17 protein-coding genes are annotated in these 16511 nt (G+C 70.3%); 2 read left to right on the top strand and 15 right to left on the bottom strand.

The annotated features are described in order from the left end of the window. Position 1: 1 nt before the first annotated feature. The 8 genes from AB0J12_RS16090 to AB0J12_RS16055 all read right to left on the bottom strand — a co-directional run bounded on the left by AB0J12_RS16090 (position 2) and on the right by AB0J12_RS16055 (position 7993). Positions 2 to 622 (bottom strand): ATP/GTP-binding protein, encoded by a 621-nt coding sequence (locus tag AB0J12_RS16090; protein ID WP_363264913.1) that lies wholly within the window; start codon positions 620 to 622, stop codon positions 2 to 4. After that, positions 603 to 1013 (bottom strand): DUF742 domain-containing protein, encoded by a 411-nt coding sequence (locus AB0J12_RS16085; protein WP_363264912.1) that lies wholly within the window; start codon positions 1011 to 1013, stop codon positions 603 to 605. The genes AB0J12_RS16090 and AB0J12_RS16085 overlap by 20 nt, the downstream gene beginning before the upstream one ends. Further along, the gene (locus AB0J12_RS16080; RefSeq protein WP_363264911.1) at positions 1010 to 1417 is read right to left on the bottom strand and encodes a roadblock/LC7 domain-containing protein; all 408 of its coding nucleotides are present in this window, start codon (positions 1415 to 1417) and stop codon (positions 1010 to 1012) included. The genes AB0J12_RS16085 and AB0J12_RS16080 overlap by 4 nt, the downstream gene beginning before the upstream one ends. Next, entirely contained in the window at positions 1414 to 3054 is a 1641-nt protein-coding gene (locus AB0J12_RS16075; protein ID WP_363264910.1) for an ATP-binding protein, read from the bottom strand. The genes AB0J12_RS16080 and AB0J12_RS16075 overlap by 4 nt, the downstream gene beginning before the upstream one ends. Positions 3055 to 3373: 319 nt before the next feature. Beyond that, positions 3374 to 6226 (bottom strand): DEAD/DEAH box helicase, encoded by a 2853-nt coding sequence (locus AB0J12_RS16070; RefSeq protein WP_363264909.1) that lies wholly within the window; start codon positions 6224 to 6226, stop codon positions 3374 to 3376. A gap of 122 nt (positions 6227 to 6348) precedes the next feature. Continuing rightward, positions 6349 to 7233, bottom strand: coding sequence for a twin-arginine translocase subunit TatC (tatC, locus tag AB0J12_RS16065; protein WP_363265142.1), 885 nt, complete (start codon positions 7231 to 7233; stop codon positions 6349 to 6351). A gap of 92 nt (positions 7234 to 7325) precedes the next feature. Beyond that, on the bottom strand, positions 7326 to 7610 hold the full coding sequence (gene tatA / locus AB0J12_RS16060; RefSeq protein WP_363264908.1) for a Sec-independent protein translocase subunit TatA: 285 nt from the start codon (positions 7608 to 7610) through the stop codon (positions 7326 to 7328). Between the two features lie 188 nt (positions 7611 to 7798). Further along, positions 7799 to 7993 carry a hypothetical protein gene (locus AB0J12_RS16055; protein ID WP_363264907.1) on the bottom strand — a complete coding sequence of 65 codons (195 nt, stop codon included), beginning with the start codon at positions 7991 to 7993 and terminating at the stop codon, positions 7799 to 7801. A gap of 216 nt (positions 7994 to 8209) precedes the next feature. Between AB0J12_RS16055 and AB0J12_RS16050 the strand changes: the two genes are divergently transcribed. Then, on the top strand, positions 8210 to 8542 hold the full coding sequence (locus AB0J12_RS16050) for a hypothetical protein (protein WP_363264906.1): 333 nt from the start codon (positions 8210 to 8212) through the stop codon (positions 8540 to 8542). Positions 8543 to 8637: 95 nt separating this feature from the next. Here AB0J12_RS16050 and AB0J12_RS16045 read toward each other — a convergent pair whose 3' ends face one another. The 7 genes from AB0J12_RS16045 to AB0J12_RS16015 form a co-directional block, all read right to left on the bottom strand. After that, entirely contained in the window at positions 8638 to 8934 is a 297-nt protein-coding gene (locus tag AB0J12_RS16045; protein ID WP_363264905.1) for a hypothetical protein, read from the bottom strand. Then, positions 8931 to 10016 carry a WYL domain-containing protein gene (locus AB0J12_RS16040; protein WP_363264904.1) on the bottom strand — a complete coding sequence of 362 codons (1086 nt, stop codon included), beginning with the start codon at positions 10014 to 10016 and terminating at the stop codon, positions 8931 to 8933. Before AB0J12_RS16040 ends, AB0J12_RS16045 begins: the two co-directional genes overlap by 4 nt. Positions 10017 to 10034: 18 nt before the next feature. Further along, on the bottom strand, positions 10035 to 11012 hold the full coding sequence (locus AB0J12_RS16035; RefSeq protein ID WP_363264903.1) for a WYL domain-containing protein: 978 nt from the start codon (positions 11010 to 11012) through the stop codon (positions 10035 to 10037). A 129-nt stretch (positions 11013 to 11141) separates the two neighbouring features. Further along, the gene (locus AB0J12_RS16030; protein ID WP_363264902.1) at positions 11142 to 11513 is read right to left on the bottom strand and encodes an FKBP-type peptidyl-prolyl cis-trans isomerase; all 372 of its coding nucleotides are present in this window, start codon (positions 11511 to 11513) and stop codon (positions 11142 to 11144) included. A 118-nt stretch (positions 11514 to 11631) separates the two neighbouring features. After that, positions 11632 to 12633, bottom strand: a complete 1002-nt coding sequence (locus AB0J12_RS16025; protein WP_363264901.1) for an FKBP-type peptidyl-prolyl cis-trans isomerase — start codon at positions 12631 to 12633, stop codon at positions 11632 to 11634. A 125-nt stretch (positions 12634 to 12758) separates the two neighbouring features. Beyond that, a complete protein-coding gene (gene pafA / locus AB0J12_RS16020; protein WP_093722625.1) occupies positions 12759 to 14120 on the bottom strand; it encodes a Pup--protein ligase in 1362 nt (453 codons plus the stop codon). Positions 14121 to 14129: 9 nt separating this feature from the next. Next, the gene (locus AB0J12_RS16015; RefSeq protein ID WP_363264900.1) at positions 14130 to 15389 is read right to left on the bottom strand and encodes an MFS transporter; all 1260 of its coding nucleotides are present in this window, start codon (positions 15387 to 15389) and stop codon (positions 14130 to 14132) included. A 94-nt stretch (positions 15390 to 15483) separates the two neighbouring features. On the opposite strand from AB0J12_RS16015, the gene AB0J12_RS16010 reads away from it, so the two are divergent. Continuing rightward, entirely contained in the window at positions 15484 to 16506 is a 1023-nt protein-coding gene (locus AB0J12_RS16010) for a LacI family DNA-binding transcriptional regulator (RefSeq protein WP_363264899.1), read from the top strand. Positions 16507 to 16511 lie beyond the last annotated feature (5 nt).

Genomic DNA, 16511 nt, shown 5'->3' with positions numbered 1-16511 from the left:
GTCAGGTGAGCCGGCCGGCCGCGGACAGGCCGGTCAGGAACCGCATCAGGGTCAGCAGGACGTCACGGCTGGAGGCGCGCCGGCGGGCGTCGCACTCCAGGATCGGGACCCCCGGGACCAGGTCGAGCGCCTGCCGCAGGTCCTCGACGGGGTAGCGGGGCGCGTCGGGGAAGGTGTTGACGGCGACCACGAACGGCACGCCGCGCTCCTCCAGCCGGCCCATGACCTCGTAACTGACCTCGAGGCGGCGGGTGTCGAGCAGGACGACCGCACCCAGGGCGCCCTGGAACAGCCGGTCCCACAGGAACCAGAAGCGTTCCTGGCCGGGCGTGCCGAAGAGGTACAGCACGACCTGGTCGGAGACGCGGATACGGCCGAAGTCCATCGCCACGGTGGTGGCGGTCTTGGTCTCGGAGCCGAAGTTGTCGTCGACCCCGACGCCGGCCTGGGTCATGGTCTCCTCGGTGGTCAGCGGTTTGATCTCGCTGACCGAGCCGACCATGGTGGTCTTGCCGACACCGAAGCCGCCCACGATCACGATTTTCGCCGCCGCCTGGGTGGACTGCGGCAGATGGTCGTCCGCGCGTGGGCCGGGGAGGGCGTCAGAGCCTTTCAAGTCCATGCATCACCGCTTCGAGAAGGGATCGGTCGGGCAGCTGCTGGCGGACGATCGGGGCGCGGGCGTGCACCAGTTCGCCGGCCAGCATCTCCGTGAGCAGCGCGGTCATCGCGCTGAACGGCAACTGCAGATAGGCCGAGAGTTCGGCCACGGACAGGGGGGCCGCACACAGCCGGAGTACCGCCGACTGCTCGGGGGTGGCGGACGACGGCGTGTCGGCGTGCGCCACGATCAACGTGACCAGGTCGAGCTTGGCCCGGTCGCCTTCGGCTCCCGTGATGATGTACAGCCGTTCGGGTGCCTTCCCGTCGCCCTCCTGCTGCGCCGGCCGGGGCGGCGGCACGGGCGCGGTCGGCTCCTTGCGCTGTCGCCTCTGGCGTTGCGGTGGCGTCATACGGTCTGTCCACCCCGCCGGGGCGGGCTGGTCAGGTGATCCCCGATGCGGAGCACCAGGTCGCGCATGTAGTGACTCATCGCGCCGGGCTCGCAGCGGATGTCGGAGAGCACCGCCAGATAGGCGTTGGCACCGGCGGCCATCAGATAGAAGTAGCCGCGGTCGAGTTCGACGACGACCAGCTTCATCTCGCCGCTGCTGGCGGGCAGTTCCTGGGCGACGGCACCGGCCAGGCTCTGCAGGCCCGCGCAGGCGGCGGCGACACGGTCGGCGGCGTCGGGGTCGCCGCTGTAGCGGGCGATGCGCAGGCCGTCTGCGGACAGCACCACGATCATCTCGATGCCCGGAACGCTGTCGTAGAGCTCCTTGAGCATCCAGTCGAAGTTCTGTCGCTGCTGGATCACGTCAGATCCCCTTCGTCGTCGCCCTCGGGGCGGGCCTTGTCGTTGAGCAGGTAGCTGAACGCGCTGGGGTTGCGCGTGAACTCGGTCGGGTGGGTGCCGGGCGGCAGGTCCTTCTTCAGCCCGTCCCAGAACGCCTCGACCCACAGGCCGGGGGCCGGCTCGTCCTTCTTCGGCTCGGGTTCGGTGCGGGACTGCGCCCAGACGGTGGCCTCGCGCTCGCGCGCTTCCCGCTCCTCGCGCTCGAGGCGGTCCTGTTCGGCGTACGGCTGGGCACGCAGTTCGGTGATCGGGACGACGGCCTTGCTGCGCCGCTGCGGCAGCCCCTTCTCGGTCCACTCGGTGATCACGGGGACGTCGTCTTCCAGGGACAGGTTCTCCGGGATGCGCGGGTTGGTCGGGCGGCGCTTCTTGGGCGGGCGCTTGGGGCCCTCGGCCACGTCGGGGCCGATCGCGGGGAGGGAGGTGGCGCCGATGCCGTGCGCGAAGCCGGGCGCCGGGTGGCTGGTGAGCATGTCGCTCGGCACGATCAGTACGGCGCGGACACCGCCGTAGGCGGAGGAGCGGAGCGAGATCTGCATGTTGTGCGCCGTGCACAGGCGGCCGACGACCGCGAGACCGAGGCGGGGGGCCTCGCCGAGGACGTTCAGGTCGATGCCGGCCATGGCGCGCTGCAGGATGCCCTCGAGGCGCTCGCGGGACTCCTCGGTGAGGCTGACACCGGCGTCCTCGATCTCGATGGCGACACCGGTCTGCACCTCGGTGGCGGTGACGTGGACCTTGGTCTGCGGCGGCGAGTAGCGGGTCGCGTTGTCGAGCAGCTCGGCACAGGCGTGGATGACCGGCTCGACGGAGATGCCGCGGACGTTGACCTTGGCGATGTTGTCGAGCGAGATGCGGCGGTACTCCAGGATGCGCGACATGGCGCCGCGCAACGCGCTGTACAGCGGCACGGGTTCGGGCCACTGACGGCCGGGGCGGCCGCCGCCGAGGACGGAGACGGAGTCGGCGAGGCGGCCGATCAGCGAGGTGCCGTGGTCGATACGCAGCAGGTCGTCGAAGACCTCGGGGCTGCGGCCGTGGTCCTCCTCCATCTCCCGCAGTTCCTTGAACTGCTGGTGGACGATGGCCTGGACGCGGCGAGCGACGCTGACGAAGGCGCGCTGCTGGGAGTCGCGCATGTTCTCCTCGTGGTCGAGGATGCGCAGCACGGAGAGGATGACCTCGCGGCCGGCCTCGCGCAGTCCACGAAAGCGTGAATCGCCGTCGAGGATGTCGCGGGTCGTGTCGAAGAGTGAATTTCCGCGGCGCAGATACTCGACGGCGACCGGCAGGAGTTCGTACGCGAGGCGGTGGTCGTCCGCGTCATGGGTGGCGAGGCGCTGTTCCAGATACGCGGAGTGACGGGTGTGTTCGGCCTGCTGGGCGCGCAACCGGCGGCCGCGGCGCAGCGCTTCGCCGGCCGTCAGGACGACCAGGACGGTGGCGATGCCGCCGCACACGGCCACGGCCGGCCGGGCCGGTTCGGCGACGAGGGCGACGGCGGCCCCGGTCGCCGCGGCCATCAGTATGACGGGCAGCAACAGCACGCCGACGGAGGGGAGTTCACGGCGACGAGGAGGGGATTGGACGCTCACCATGCAGGTCCTTGAATCTAAGGAGTTTTGGGAAGAAAGGAGCTTCCGGGAACAAACGCACCAATACGCCTCAACTCGGTGCTCTGCGGGCGAGCTTAGTCCGACCGGATCATCGCCGGGACATCTTCCGGAAGGCGCTGCAATCCCTCCCGTGACAGGAGTACCCTCGACTCCATTTGCACGCTGGGGATCGAGTCGCACACATGCTGTGACGACGAACGGGCGTGCACCATCACTCACCGCAACGGGGTGAGGTGCCGTCACAAACCGACGGGCCCCACCGCCGCTGCGGTGGGGCCCGTCCGGGATTCTTCCGTCGGCGCTAACCCACCGACGAGTACGCCACGACGCCGCGCAGCAGGCCCTCGACCGCCTTGCGGGCCGCCTTCGGGACCGTGGAGCCGTCGCCGGGGGCCGCTGCCTGGATCTGGCCCAGGACGTCGATGACCTGCTTGCACCAGCGGACGAAGTCGCCCGCCGGCATCTCCGCCTCGCGCAGCACCTCGTCCAGGCCCTTGCCGGACGCCCACATGAAGGCGGCCCAGGCGAAGCCGAGATCGGGCTCGCGCTGGCCGACGCCCTCGGTCTGGGAGATGCGGAAGTCCTCCTCCAGGGCGTCCAGCCGCCCCCAGATCCGCACCATCTCGCCGAGTGCCGCCTTCGCCTTCCCCGACGGCAGCTTCGGCGCCATGGCGTCGTCACTCACCCGCGCCTCGAACACCAACGCCGAGACACACGCGGCGAGTTCGGCCGGCGACAGACCCTCCCAGACGCCCGCGCGCAGGCACTCGCTGGCCAGCAGGTCCAGCTCGCCGTACAGCCGGGCGAGCCGCTTGCCGTGTTCGGTGACCTCGTCGCCGCGCAGGTAGTCCAGCTCGGTCAGCAGCGCCACGATCCGGTCGAAGGTGCGCGCGATCGTGTTCGTGCGGCCCTCGATGCGGTGCTCCAGCTGCCTGGTGTCACGCTGCAGCCGGTGGTACCGCTCGGCCCAGCGGGCGTGGTCCTCGCGCTGGTCGCACCCGTGGCAGGGATGCGCCCGCAGTTCCTTGCGCAGGCGGGCGATCTCCCGGTCGTCGGCGGCCTGGGAGCGATTTTTGCGGTGCCGCTCCGGCGGGATGTGCCCGGCCTTGGTGCGCAGCGCGGAGGCGAGGTCACGCCGGGACTGCGGGGAGCGCGCGTTGAACGACTTCGGGATGCGCATCCGCTCCAGCGGCTCCACCGGCACCGGGAAGTCCATGGCCGCCAGCCGCTTGACCTGCCGCTCGGCGGTCAGCACCAGAGGGCGCGGACCGTCGTGGACATCGAAACCGCGGTGGCCGTTGGAACGCCCGGCCGGCAGACCGGGGTCCAGCACCAGCGCGAGACCGGCGTACTTGCCCGTCGGAACGTGGATGACATCGCCCGGCTTGAGCTTCTCCAGCGCGACGGCCGCCTCGGCGCGGCGCTGGTTGGCGCCCTGCCGGGCCAGCTCCGTCTCGCGGTCCTTCAGCTCGCGGCGCAGTCGCGCGTACTCCTCGAAGTCGCCGAGGTGGCAGGTCATGGACTGCTTGTAGCCCTCGAGACCCTCCTCGTTGCGCTGCACCTGCCGGGAGATCCCGACGACCGACTTGTCCGCCTGGAACTGCGCGAACGACGTCTCCAGCAGCTCACGCGAGCGGTGCCGCCCGAACTGCTCGACCAGGTTGACCGCCATGTTGTACGACGGCTTGAAGCTGGAGCGCAGCGGGTACGTGCGCGTGCCCGCGAGCCCGGCGAGGTGCTCGGGGTTCATGCCGCGCTGCCACAGCACGACCGCGTGGCCCTCGACGTCGATGCCGCGCCGGCCGGCGCGCCCGGTGAGCTGGGTGTACTCGCCCGGGGTGATGTCGGCGTGCTGCTCGCCGTTCCACTTGACGAGCTTTTCCAGCACGACGGAGCGGGCGGGCATGTTGATGCCGAGCGCGAGGGTCTCGGTGGCGAAGACCGCCTTGACCAGGCCGCGCACGAACAGCTCCTCGACGACCTCCTTGAAGGTCGGCAGCATGCCCGCGTGGTGGGCGGCGATGCCCCGCTCCAGGCCCTCCAGCCACTCGTAGTAGCCGAGGACGTGCAGGTCCTCGGCCGGGATGGACGCCGTGCGCTCCTCGACGAGGGCGCGCACCTTCTCGCGGGCCTCGTCGTCGTTCAGCCGCAGGCCCGCGTACAGGCACTGCTCGACGGCCGCCTGACAGGCGGCGCGGGAGAAGATGAACGTGATCGCGGGCAGCAGGCCCTCGGCGTCCAGCCGCTCGATGACCTCGGGCCGCCCCGGCGTCCAGATGCGTGAGCGCTGGCGGCGCTCCCGCTCCCGGTCGGCCTCGCGCATGCTCCGGCCGCGCCGGCGGTCCTGGAAGGACGGGCGGCTCGCCTCCATGCGCGCCATGCGCATCAGGTCGGGGTTGACCGCCTTGCGGTGACCCTCGCCCTCCTCGAACAGGTCGTACATCCGCCGGCCGGCCAGCACGTGCTGGAACAGCGGCACGGGCCGGTGCTCGGAGACGATCACCTCGGTGTCGCCGCGGACGGTGTCCAGCCAGTCGCCGAACTCCTCGGCGTTGGACACGGTCGCCGACAGCGACACGAGTGTCACCGACTCGGGCAGGTGAATGATCACCTCTTCCCATACGGCGCCGCGGAAGCGGTCGGAGAGGTAGTGCACCTCGTCCATGACCACGTACCCGAGGCCCAGCAGGGCCTGGGAGCCCGCGTACAGCATGTTCCGCAGCACCTCGGTCGTCATCACGACCACCGGGGCGTCGGAGTTGACGCTGTTGTCGCCGGTGAGCAGGCCGACCTTGTCCTGGCCGTAGCGACGGCACAGGTCGGCGTACTTCTGGTTGGACAGCGCCTTGATGGGCGTGGTGTAGAAGCACTTCTTGCCCTGCTGGAGGGCGAGGTGGACGGCGAACTCGCCCACGATCGTCTTGCCGGAGCCGGTGGGCGCGGCGACCAGCACGCCCTTCCCAGTCTCGAGGGCCTTGCACGCCTCGATCTGGAAGGGGTCGAGGCCGAAGTCGTACATCTCGCGGAAGGACGCGAGGGCGGTGGCCTGCTCGGCAGCTCGCCTGCGTGCTGCCGCGTACCGCTCGGCCGGTGAGAGGTCCTGTGTCATCGTGCTTTCCACCGTACCGGGCCGCACTGACAACAGGACGATCATTAACCGGATCTCCTGCTGTGACTCCGGCCGTACGCCCAGCTCAGCGGGGATGCGGCCGATGCGCAGCCGCAACGGCGAACCGGCCGCCCCGCGGTGCGGGACGGCCGGTCGTGCGGAGCCTGTCAGGTCACGTCGTCGTATCCGTTGACGCGTTCCGTGCTCGTCTGCTCCGGCAGCGCGCGGGTGGCGCTGACCGGTTCGACGTCCCCGATGGCCTCGGGGGTGAGGTCCAGCTGCGATGCCTCGTCCTCGTCCAGTTCGGCCTCGGGATCGGCACGCCGGCGGCGCCGGTCGTTCAGCAGGGAGATCCCGACGGCGATGAAGTACAGCACGACGATCGGACCGGCCAGCGCCAGCATGCCGAACGGGTCCGTGGTCGGCGTCGCCACCGCACCGAAGATGACGACGCCCATCACGACGCCCCGCCACCAGCCGGCCATCCGGCGCCCGGTCACGACACCCGCGAAGTTGAGCATCACCAGCAGCAGGGGCAGCTCGAAGGCGCTGCCGAAGACGAGGATCATCCTGACGATGAAGTCCAGGATCTTGTCCATCGGCAGGATGTTCGCCGAACCGTCGGGTGTGATCCCGAGCAGTACGCGCATGCTGATGGGCAGGATCGTGTACGCGAGCCACGCACCGCCCAGGAAGAGGGGCACGGCGCCCGCCACGAACCAGTACGTGTACTTCCGCTCGTGCTTGTGCAGACCCGGAGCCACGAACGCCCAGAGCTGGTACAGCCAGACCGGGCTGGAGATGATCACGCCTGCCATGAAGCACACCTTCACCGTGGTGGTGAAGGGGGACAACAGGTCCGTGTAGGCGATGACGGCGCAGGTGCCGCCGGTCGACTCACCCAGACCCTTGGTGCAGCGCGGGACGGGATGCATGAGGAAGGACATCAGGTCCTGGCTGTAGAAGGCGACCACCACGGAGACGACCGTGATCGCCAGCATCCCCTTCGCCAGCCGGTTGCGCAGTTCGCGCAGGTGCTCGACGAGGGGCATCCGCCCCTCGGGGTCCTTCTCTTTCTTGCGGGCAGACTTCAGCAACCCACGTCCTCATCTCGTGCGGCTGGCCGGAACTCCGGCCGCGTGTGTCAGCGCTGGGTGGAGTCCGTCGGTTCGTTGACCGGACGGGCGCTTGTCACATCACCGGGGGCGGACTGGATCGTGCGCTGCGCGGGAGGCTGCTCGTTGGTGGTGGGCCCCTGAGCGGACGTACCGCTGCCGCCCTCCTCCTTCATGGCCTTGGCCTCGCTCTTGAGGATGCGCGCGGACTTGCCGAGCGAGCGCGCCATGTCCGGAAGCTTCTTCGCGCCGAACAGCAGGATGATGACGACGAGGATGAGAATGATCTCGGGGGCTCCGAGCCTTCCGAACATAAGATTTACCTTCTCACCGAGGCGGCAGGGTGGGGTGCTGTCCGACTGGTCGGACACGCGTCCGATCAACCGTTTCTGACAGCGATCGTAACGCCCAGGGGTAAACGTGAGGCAATCCCCGTGCGTACTCCCGGCTCACGGAGCGGGCCTCGTTCTCCGCCCCGCGATCAGCAAGCCTACCCGCGCGGTTACAGCGAATCCACGGCCCGGGCCGCGCTCGCCGTGGCCCGCTCCAGGTCATCGGCCGCCCGGTTGATACGGCGTGTGGAATCCGCCACCTGCCGACCCAGCCGCTCCGCCGCCAGGAACACCCGGACAGCGAGCACACCGAGCACGGCGAGACTCACGAAACCCATACCTACCGCGAACATCGGCCAGAACATGCCGATGAGCCTAGACGGTCCCGGGGTGGTTCGTTTCCGGTCGGCGGGCTCCCCGTCGCCGGCGCTGAACTGATCTTGACAACCGGTCGCCGACTCCGGTTACGTTCTGGCCGACCTGGGGGCCGGGATCATGCACGACTGCCGATCATGAAACGGATCGACGACCAAGCCGTTGTGCGTCCCTTCGCCTTCACCGACACATTTCCTGGGGGAAATATGCGTTTCAAGCAGCGCTTCAGTGTTCTCGCGGCCGGCTCCGCCGTGATTCTCGGCATAGCGGCCGCCACGCCGGCGTCCGCGGCCGGTATGTCGGCCGAGTCCGTCCACCGCGGGAGCGTGGGCTGCTTCAACTATTCGTGGGGGGACGGAAGCGCGACCTACACCATCTACTACCACAACACCTGCAACGTGAAGTCGGCCATCGCCGGCACCACCAGCGCGCTGTTCAACAACAAGTGGTGCGCGAATGTGGCCGCGGACGGCAAGGGCCACACCGTGGTCTACAACAAGCCCATGACCTTCTCGTCCGCCAAGGGTGGTCACTGCTGACACCGGCCGCGGGGCAGCCGGGTCACGTCGTCGTGACCCGGCTGCCCTGCGCTACGCCCTGCCGGGTTCTGCCTTCCCCGCCGGGCACCGGCCCCCTAATGCACGGTGGAGTGCAGGCGCAGGGTGCGCACGCCGCCGCCGGTGAGCAGTTCCACGATCCGCTCCCCCGCCGGCTTGCGTACCGCCGCCCCGCACTCGGGGCAGGTGAACGAGTAGAACGTGGTGCGGCTGGAGGCGCCGATCGCCAGGCGCAGGGCACTCGCCGCGAGTTCGAAGCGGCCCCGGCAGTCCGGGCAGCCGGCTCGGAAGACCACGGGCGCCACACTGCGCATCTCCGCGAACGCGGAGGCCGCCGTCATGCCCACGACTCCCGGCGACGCCGACTCGCTCACAGCCTCTGCTCCTGCCTGTCGTCCTGCACCTCGCCCGCCCCGGCGGCCGGGACCGCGCGCGGCCCGGGCGACCCGTGCGGTCCCTGCGCCCCCTCGGTCTCGATGCCGTCGTAGGCCGCCAGGGCCTCGCGGGCCGCGCGGCGGGCGCTGTCCGCCAGCTCCGGCGGGGAGACGATCCGGCCGTCGCGGCCGAGCCGCAGCGCCAGCCTGCGCAGCGAGGCCGGGTCCGGGGTGCGCAGCGCGATCCGCAGCCCCCCGTCGGGGAGCTCCTCGGCGCTGTCGTGCGGGTAGTACTCGGCGACCCAGCGGCCGCCCGGGCCGACCTCGACGACGACCTCCGGGTCCTCGGCGGCCGGCTGGACCAGCCCCTCGGACAGATCGCGCAGCTCTATCTCCGGCGGCGCCGACGGCTCGTCGAGAATCCTGATCTCGGCGACCCGGTCGAGCCGGAACGTACGGCGTGCCTCGGAGCGGCGGCACCATGCCTCGACGTAGGTGTGGCCGACGCTGACCAGGCGGATGGGGTCGATCTCGCGCTCGGTGACCTCGTCACGGGCCGGCGAGTAGTAGCGGATCCACAGCCGGCGGCGCTCGGAGATCGCGCGGTCGACGTCGGCGAAGACACCGCCCTCGGACTCGAAGGTCACCGACAGCCGGGAGCTGGCACCGGCGGCCTCGCCGGCCGCAGTCTCCACCTTGGCCGTGGCCCGCAGCAGCGCCTGCCGGTCGCTCTCGCGCAGTCCCGGCAGGGTGGCCACCGCGCGGGCGGCGACCAGCAGCGCGGTCGCCTCGTCGGCAGCCAGCCGCAGCGGCTCGGCGGCCTCCGCGCCGAGCGCGGCCGGGTTGTGCCACCAGATGCGCTCGCCGTCGGTGTCGATGTCGAGCAGATCGCCGCCGCGGAAGCTGGTGCCGCACATGGGCAGCACGTCGAGGTCGGAGACCAGCTCGTCCTCGGTGATCCCGAAGGCGCGCGCCACGTCCTCGATCCGCGCACCTGGACGCTCCCGGAGATACGTCACCAGGGACAGCATCCGCCGGGTCTGGTCGATGGCGCTCGTGGGCCTGACCGGTTTGCCTGCCACGTCTCGCTCCGCTCCCCCTCAGCCCTTGGCCACGGCGCGCAGCCGGTCCACGACGTCGGCCCGCAGCTCGGCGGGCTCCAGCACCACCACGTCCGGGCCGAACTCCACCAGCCAGGCGTCCAGGCCGTGCCCGTACGGAATCTCCAACTCGTCCCAGCCGTCACCGAGTTCCCGCACGGCCGTGGCCTTCGCCCGAAGGGGGTACCCGGCGCCGGAGCGCAGCCGGATCAGGGCGCTGCGGTCGGCGGTCTCGCCGGCCCAGCTCGCGACGGTCTCACGGACGGTGACGACATCCGGGACCGGGGCGGTGAACTTCCCGCCGCGGGAGCGCACCTTGCCGGTGATCCGGGACAGCCGGAACACGCGCTCGGCGCCCCGGTCGCGGTCGAAGCCGGCCAGGTACCAGTGGCCGCGCCAGCACTCCAGCGCCCACGGCTCGACGTGCCGGGTCTCGGGCTGGGCGGCGTTGGCCTTGCGGTAGTCGAAGGCGACCGTGCGGCGGTCGCGGCAGGCCAGCATCAGCGGTTCGAAGGCGGCCTCGTGCACCGGGATGCGCGGTTCCAGCGCGCTGTGCGCCTCGTAGGGGTCGACGTCCTCGGGCAGTCCTGCCGCGCGCAGCTTCTGCAGGGCGCCGCTGGCCGCGCCGGCGAGGCGGGCCTGCTGCCAGACCTTGGCGGCGAGACCGAGGGCTGCGGCCTCCTCGGCGTCGAGGGTGATGGGCGGCAGGCGGTTGGAGTCGCGGCGGGCGAGATAGCCGACCTCGCCGTCGAGGCTCTCCACGGTCTCGATGACCAGACCCAGCTCGCGCAGGTCGTCCTTGTCCCGCTCGAACATGCGGTTGAAGGAATCGTCGGACCCCGCCGCACCCTTCTCCGGCCCGAAAGTCTCTACGTACGCCTCGATGGACTCGCGCAGCTCACGCTTGCTGAGCGGCCGCCGTGTCCCGAGCAGACACAGCGCCAGGTTCATCAGCCGCTCGGCCTTGGCAATGGCCATCGACGCGCTTCGCCTCCCTATGGTCCTTACGATCGATGACCGTACCGCTCCGTGGGGCGATGGCAAAAGCCGAGGGTCCATGCCCGTACGGGCATGGACCCCATGTGATCAGCTGTGATCGTGCGACGATCAGACCGAGACCAGGTCGCAGACGAAGATCAGCGTCTCGCCCGGCTTGATCGCGCCGCCCGCGCCACGGTCGCCGTAGGCGAGGTGCGGCGGGATGATCAGCTGGCGGCGGCCGCCGACCTTCATGCCCTGCACACCCTGGTCCCAGCCGGGGATGACCTGACCGACACCGAGCTGGAAGCGCAGCGGGGTGCCGCGGTTCCAGGAGGCGTCGAACTCCTCGCCGGAGGAGAAGGCCACACCCACGTAGTGGACCTGGACGGTGTCGCCGGCCTTCGCCTGAGGACCGTCGCCCTCCCAGATGTCCTTGATCTCGAGGTCAGCCGGGGGCTCGCCGCCCGGGAAGTCGATCTCGGGCTTGTCGATGCTCACGTCTTGAAGCTCCTGCATATCTACGACACGGAACGCGGACAGTCTGTCATCCCACAGGTGCCGGCGCCTGCCGGGCCCGGCCGGCGCGGGCCACGCTTCCCGGCCCGCGCCTCGTGGGTCACATCTTCGCCAGGATGTCCACCGTGAACACCATCGTGGAGTCCTTCTTGATGCCACTGCCCTGCGGGGGGTTGTCGCCGTAGCCCAGGGCGGGCGGGACGACGATCAGGACGCGGCTGCCGACCTTCTTGCCGGTCAGTCCCTGGGCCCAGCCCTTGACGACCTGCTGAAGGGAGATGAGGGTCGGGCTCTTGCGGCCGTACGTGGAGTCGAACTCCTTGCCGGTGTCCCACAGCACGCCCTTGTACTGCACGAGCGCCGTGCTGTCGGCCTTCAGCTCCTCGCCGTCGCCCTCCAGGATGTAGTTCGCCACCAGCTTCTTCGGCGCGCTCGTCTTGGGCACGTCGACGGACGGCGCACCGCCGTCCGTGTTCGTGCCGACCTTGGGCAGCGCGGCGTCGCCCTGCGGGACCTTCTTGCCCTGGGCGGAACTCTTGCCGTTGAACACGTCCTTCAGATCGACCACGAACACCAGCGTGTCGGTGCCCTTCACACCCGCCTGAGGGTTGCCCTGCGGGCCGTAGCCCCAGGTCGGCGGCACCGACAGCTCCACCCGGCTGCCGACCTTCTTTCCGGGCAGCGCGAACCGCCAGCCCTCCCAGATCTGCCCCTGGGCGAGCTGGGCGATCAGCGGCGTCTTGCTGTCGTAGGAGTTGGCGAAGACCTTGCCGGTGTCCCAGATCTGGCCCACGAAGTCCGCCTGGACGAAGTCGTTCTCCGCGACCGTGCGACCGCCGCCGGTGATCAGCGTCTTCACCGCGATGTCCTTCGACGGCGCGCCGCTGCCCTTGGCGATCGTCGGCTTCTCGCCGAACTTCGTACCCGCGGTGACCGCCGGGAGCGGACCGGCGACGATCTTCGGACTCGGCGCGGCCGACGGCTGCGGCGCCGACGGCGACGCGCTGTCGCTGGTCTTGCTCGAGTCGGACTTGTCGTCGCCGCAACCGGCGAGGGTGACCAGTCCGGCGGGTACGGCAATCATCAGGGAACGTCGGCGCACGATAGGGCCTCGTAATCGGTCGATCTTGTGGATGGCGTGCGCGCAACTCTACGGCGTGAGAAGGGCGCCGTACGGGTAACGTACGGCGCCCGAGTGGCGTTCCGGCATGTCGCCGAAAGGCCGGCTCACATTCCCGCGATGAGCTTCTCCACCCGGTCGTCCACCGACCGGAACGGGTCCTTGCACAACACGGTCCGCTGCGCCTGGTCGTTCAACTTCAGATGCACCCAGTCGACCGTGAAGTCCCGGCGCTGCTCCTGCGCCCGGCGGATGAAGTCACCGCGCAGCCGGGCCCGAGTGGTCTGCGGCGGAACCGACTTGCCCTCGAAGATCTTCAAGTCGTTGCAGATCCGGGCCGCTTGTCCCTTCTTCTCCAGCAGGTAGTACAGGCCACGACGGCGGTGGATGTCGTGGTACGCGAGGTCTATCTGCGCGACCCGCGGATGCGACATCGTCATGTTGTGCTTGGCCCGGTACCGCTCGATGAGCTTGTACTTCATGACCCAGTCGATCTCGGTGCCGATACGGTCGAGGTCCTCGGACTCGATCGCGTCCAGCGTGCGCCCCCACAGCTCCAGCACCTGCTCCACCGTGCCGGTGCGGATACCGCGGCGCTCGCAGAAGTCGACGGCCTTCTCGTAGTACTCGCGCTGCACCTCCAGGGCGGAGGCCTCGCGGCCGCTGGCCAGGCGCACCTTGCGGCGGCCGGTGATGTCATGGCTGACCTCGCGGATCGCCCGGATCGGGTTCTCCAGGGTGAGGTCACGCATCACCGTGCCCGCCTCGATCATGCGCAGCACCAGGTCGGTCGCGCCGACCTTGAGCAGCATGGTCGTCTCGGACATGTTGGAGTCGCCCACGATGACATGCAGGCGCCGGTAGCGCTCGGCGTCGGCGTGCGGCTCGTCGCGGGTGTTGATGATGGGCCGCGAGCGGGTCGTCGCCGAGGAGACGCCCTCCCAGATGTGCTCGGCCCGCTGGCTGACGCAGTAGACGGCGCCGCGCGGGGTCTGCAGGACCTTGCCCGCACCGCACAACAGCTGCCGCGTCACCAGGAAGGGGATGAGGATGTCCGCGAGCCGCGAGAACTCTCCGTGCCGGGCCACCAGGTAGTTCTCATGGCAGCCGTAGGAGTTTCCCGCCGAGTCGGTGTTGTTCTTGAAGAGGTAGACGTCGCCTGCGATTCCCTCCTCGTGCAGGCGTCGTTCCGCGTCCACCAGCAGGCCCTCGAGAATGCGCTCTCCGGCCTTGTCGTGGGTGACGAGCTCGGTCACGTTGTCACATTCGGGTGTCGCGTATTCCGGGTGGGAGCCCACATCGAGATAGAGGCGGGCACCGTTCCGCAGAAAGACATTGCTGCTGCGGCCCCATGACACGACACGGCGGAAGAGGTACCGCGCCACCTCGTCAGGTGACAGACGGCGCTGTCCCCTGAACGTGCACGTGACGCCGTACTCGTTCTCCAGCCCGAAAATGCGGCGGTCCATGAGGGAACATTACGCCCGATCCCCCGAACTGAAACGGGGTTCGGCGGCACGATTTGGATCATTTTCCGAGAAGGCCGCAACAACCCCCGTTGCGACGGGAACTGCGAGGACGCTGCGTGTACCCAGCAGAACGAGCAGCGAAACCGCACCGGCGGCACCGGGTACCGCGAATCCCCATAGCGCGCCGCCCGCCTGGACGACCGGCCCCGCCAGACCCGTTCCCACCGACGCGCCCACGGTGAACGTGGTCACCAGCCAGGAGAACGCCTCGGTCACCGTGCCGCTCGGCGCGTGCCGGTCGACGATGACGAACGCGCAGGCGATCGACGGCGCCAGGAACACACCGGCGAGCGCGGTGAGCGCCACCATGGCGACCGCGTCCGGCATCAGCGTCAGCGGCAGGTAACACACCGCCAGAAACGCGACGAGGAAGCGCAGTCGCCGCTCCGGCGGGCCGGCCCACTGCCGCGCCCCGTACACCGCGCCCCCGGCCATCGCGCCGAGACCGAGGGCGGCCATCAGCCAGCCGTAGACGGCGTCGCCGCCGTGGTCGTCCGCGTACGGCACGGAGGCCACCGTGATGGAGCCCAGCGCCATCCCGATGAACAGGAACGCGGCCAGCAGCGCCAGCAGCCCCGGCGAGCGCAGCGCGCCCAGCCAGTGGGCCTCGCGCGGTGCGGAGCGCCACGCGCGCGAGGGCGGCGACAGGACGACCGAGAGCGCGCCGAGGACACCGAGGGCGCTAAGGACCAGCAGCGCGGCCTGCGCGGACCACAGGGAGACGCACAGCGTCACCAGCAGCGGGCCGACGGTGAACATGACCTCCTGGGCGATCGCGTCCATGGCGTACGCGGTGTGCACCTGGTCCTCGCGGTGCAGCACGCTCGGCCACAGCGCCCGCAGACCGCCCTCCAGTGGCGGGGTGCACAGTCCGGAGGCGGCCACGGCGGCGTAGGCCAGCGGAGCGGGGGTGATGCCGACGGCCGCGAACACGGTCATGGCCAGCGCCGCGGCGATCGCGGCGGGCAGCTGGATCCGCGGCTGCCCGTACAGGTCGACGAGCCTGCCGAGCACCGGCTGGCCCACGGCGTTGGCGACGCCGTACACGGCCGCGAGCGCGCCCGCGAGGCTGTAGCTGCCGCCCTCGGCACGCACGAACAGCACGATCGCGATGGCGGCGGTGGCGTTGGGCAGCCGTCCCACCAGCGTTCCCACGAGCAGGCGGGCGGCGTGCCTCGCCCTGAGGATCTCCAGGTATCCCGCGGCCATCTCCGCCCTCCGGCTCAGGTTTTACGTATAACGTCCTGCGTCATACGTACCATGTGCGCTGTTCAGCAGTCCAGACGACGGAAGTGAGCGGACGGTGGTCCGAGGCAGCACCCGCCCCACCAGCCGGGACGTCGCCCAAGCGGCCGGCGTCTCGCAGGCCGCCGTTTCCCTCGTCCTGGGCGACAAATGGCGCGGCCGGGTCTCCGAGGCCACCGCCGAACGCGTCCGCGAGGCCGCGCGGGAGCTCGCCTACCGGCCCAACCTGGCCGCCCGCAATCTGCGCCTCGGCCGCACCCGCACCGTCCTGCTCGTCGTCCCCGCGCTGACCACCGAGTTCTTCGCCGGCGTCTACACCGGTGCCGCCCGCGTCGCCGCCGACCATGGCTTCGGCATCGTCCTCTACCCCTCCCCCGAAGGCATCGGCCCGGCCCGCGACCCCTTCGCCTCCGCCCAGGCCGCCCTGGACGGCGTCCTCGCCTCCTCCATGGCCGCCGACGCCCTCACCGCCATCCGCGGCGACCAGCTGCCCCTGGTGATGCTCGACAGCGACCCTGCGGGCAGCCTCGGCGCGGCCACCGTCAACCTGGACATCGCCGACGGCGTCCGCCAGGTCGCCGAGCACCTCCTCGGCCTCGGCCACCGGCACTTCCTGCACCTCGCGGCCGACGTGCCCTCCTGGACGTTCGAGGTACGCGCGCGTGAACTCGCCCGGCGGATCGGCGCCGTACCGGGGACGTCCCTGCGCGCCGCCCCCGCGCCCGCCCCGATCTCCATCGACGGCGCGCTGGCCGCCACCGAAGCCGCGCTCGGCCCGGCGCAGGCGCGCCCGACCGCGATCGTCTGCGACGACGACATGCTCGCCGCCGGCGTCTACAAGGCACTGCGCCGGCTCGGCCTGCGCGTCCCCGAGGACGTCTCCGTCACCGGCGTCGACGACCTCGGCCTCGCCACCGCCATCGACCCCGAGCTCACCACCGTACGACTGGACGCCGAGCGGTTCGGCGAACACGGCATGCGAGCCCTGCTCGCCGTCCTGGAGGGCCGCACACCCGCCGCCGGTGACATCCCCGTCGAACTCGTGGTGCGCGGCTCCACGGCACCGCCCAAGGCCTCCTGAACGCC

This window comes from Streptomyces sp. NPDC049915 (genome assembly GCF_040656475.1).
GTDB lineage: Bacteria > Actinomycetota > Actinomycetes > Streptomycetales > Streptomycetaceae > Streptomyces.
This window is presented reverse-complemented; position numbering and strand designations above follow the sequence as displayed.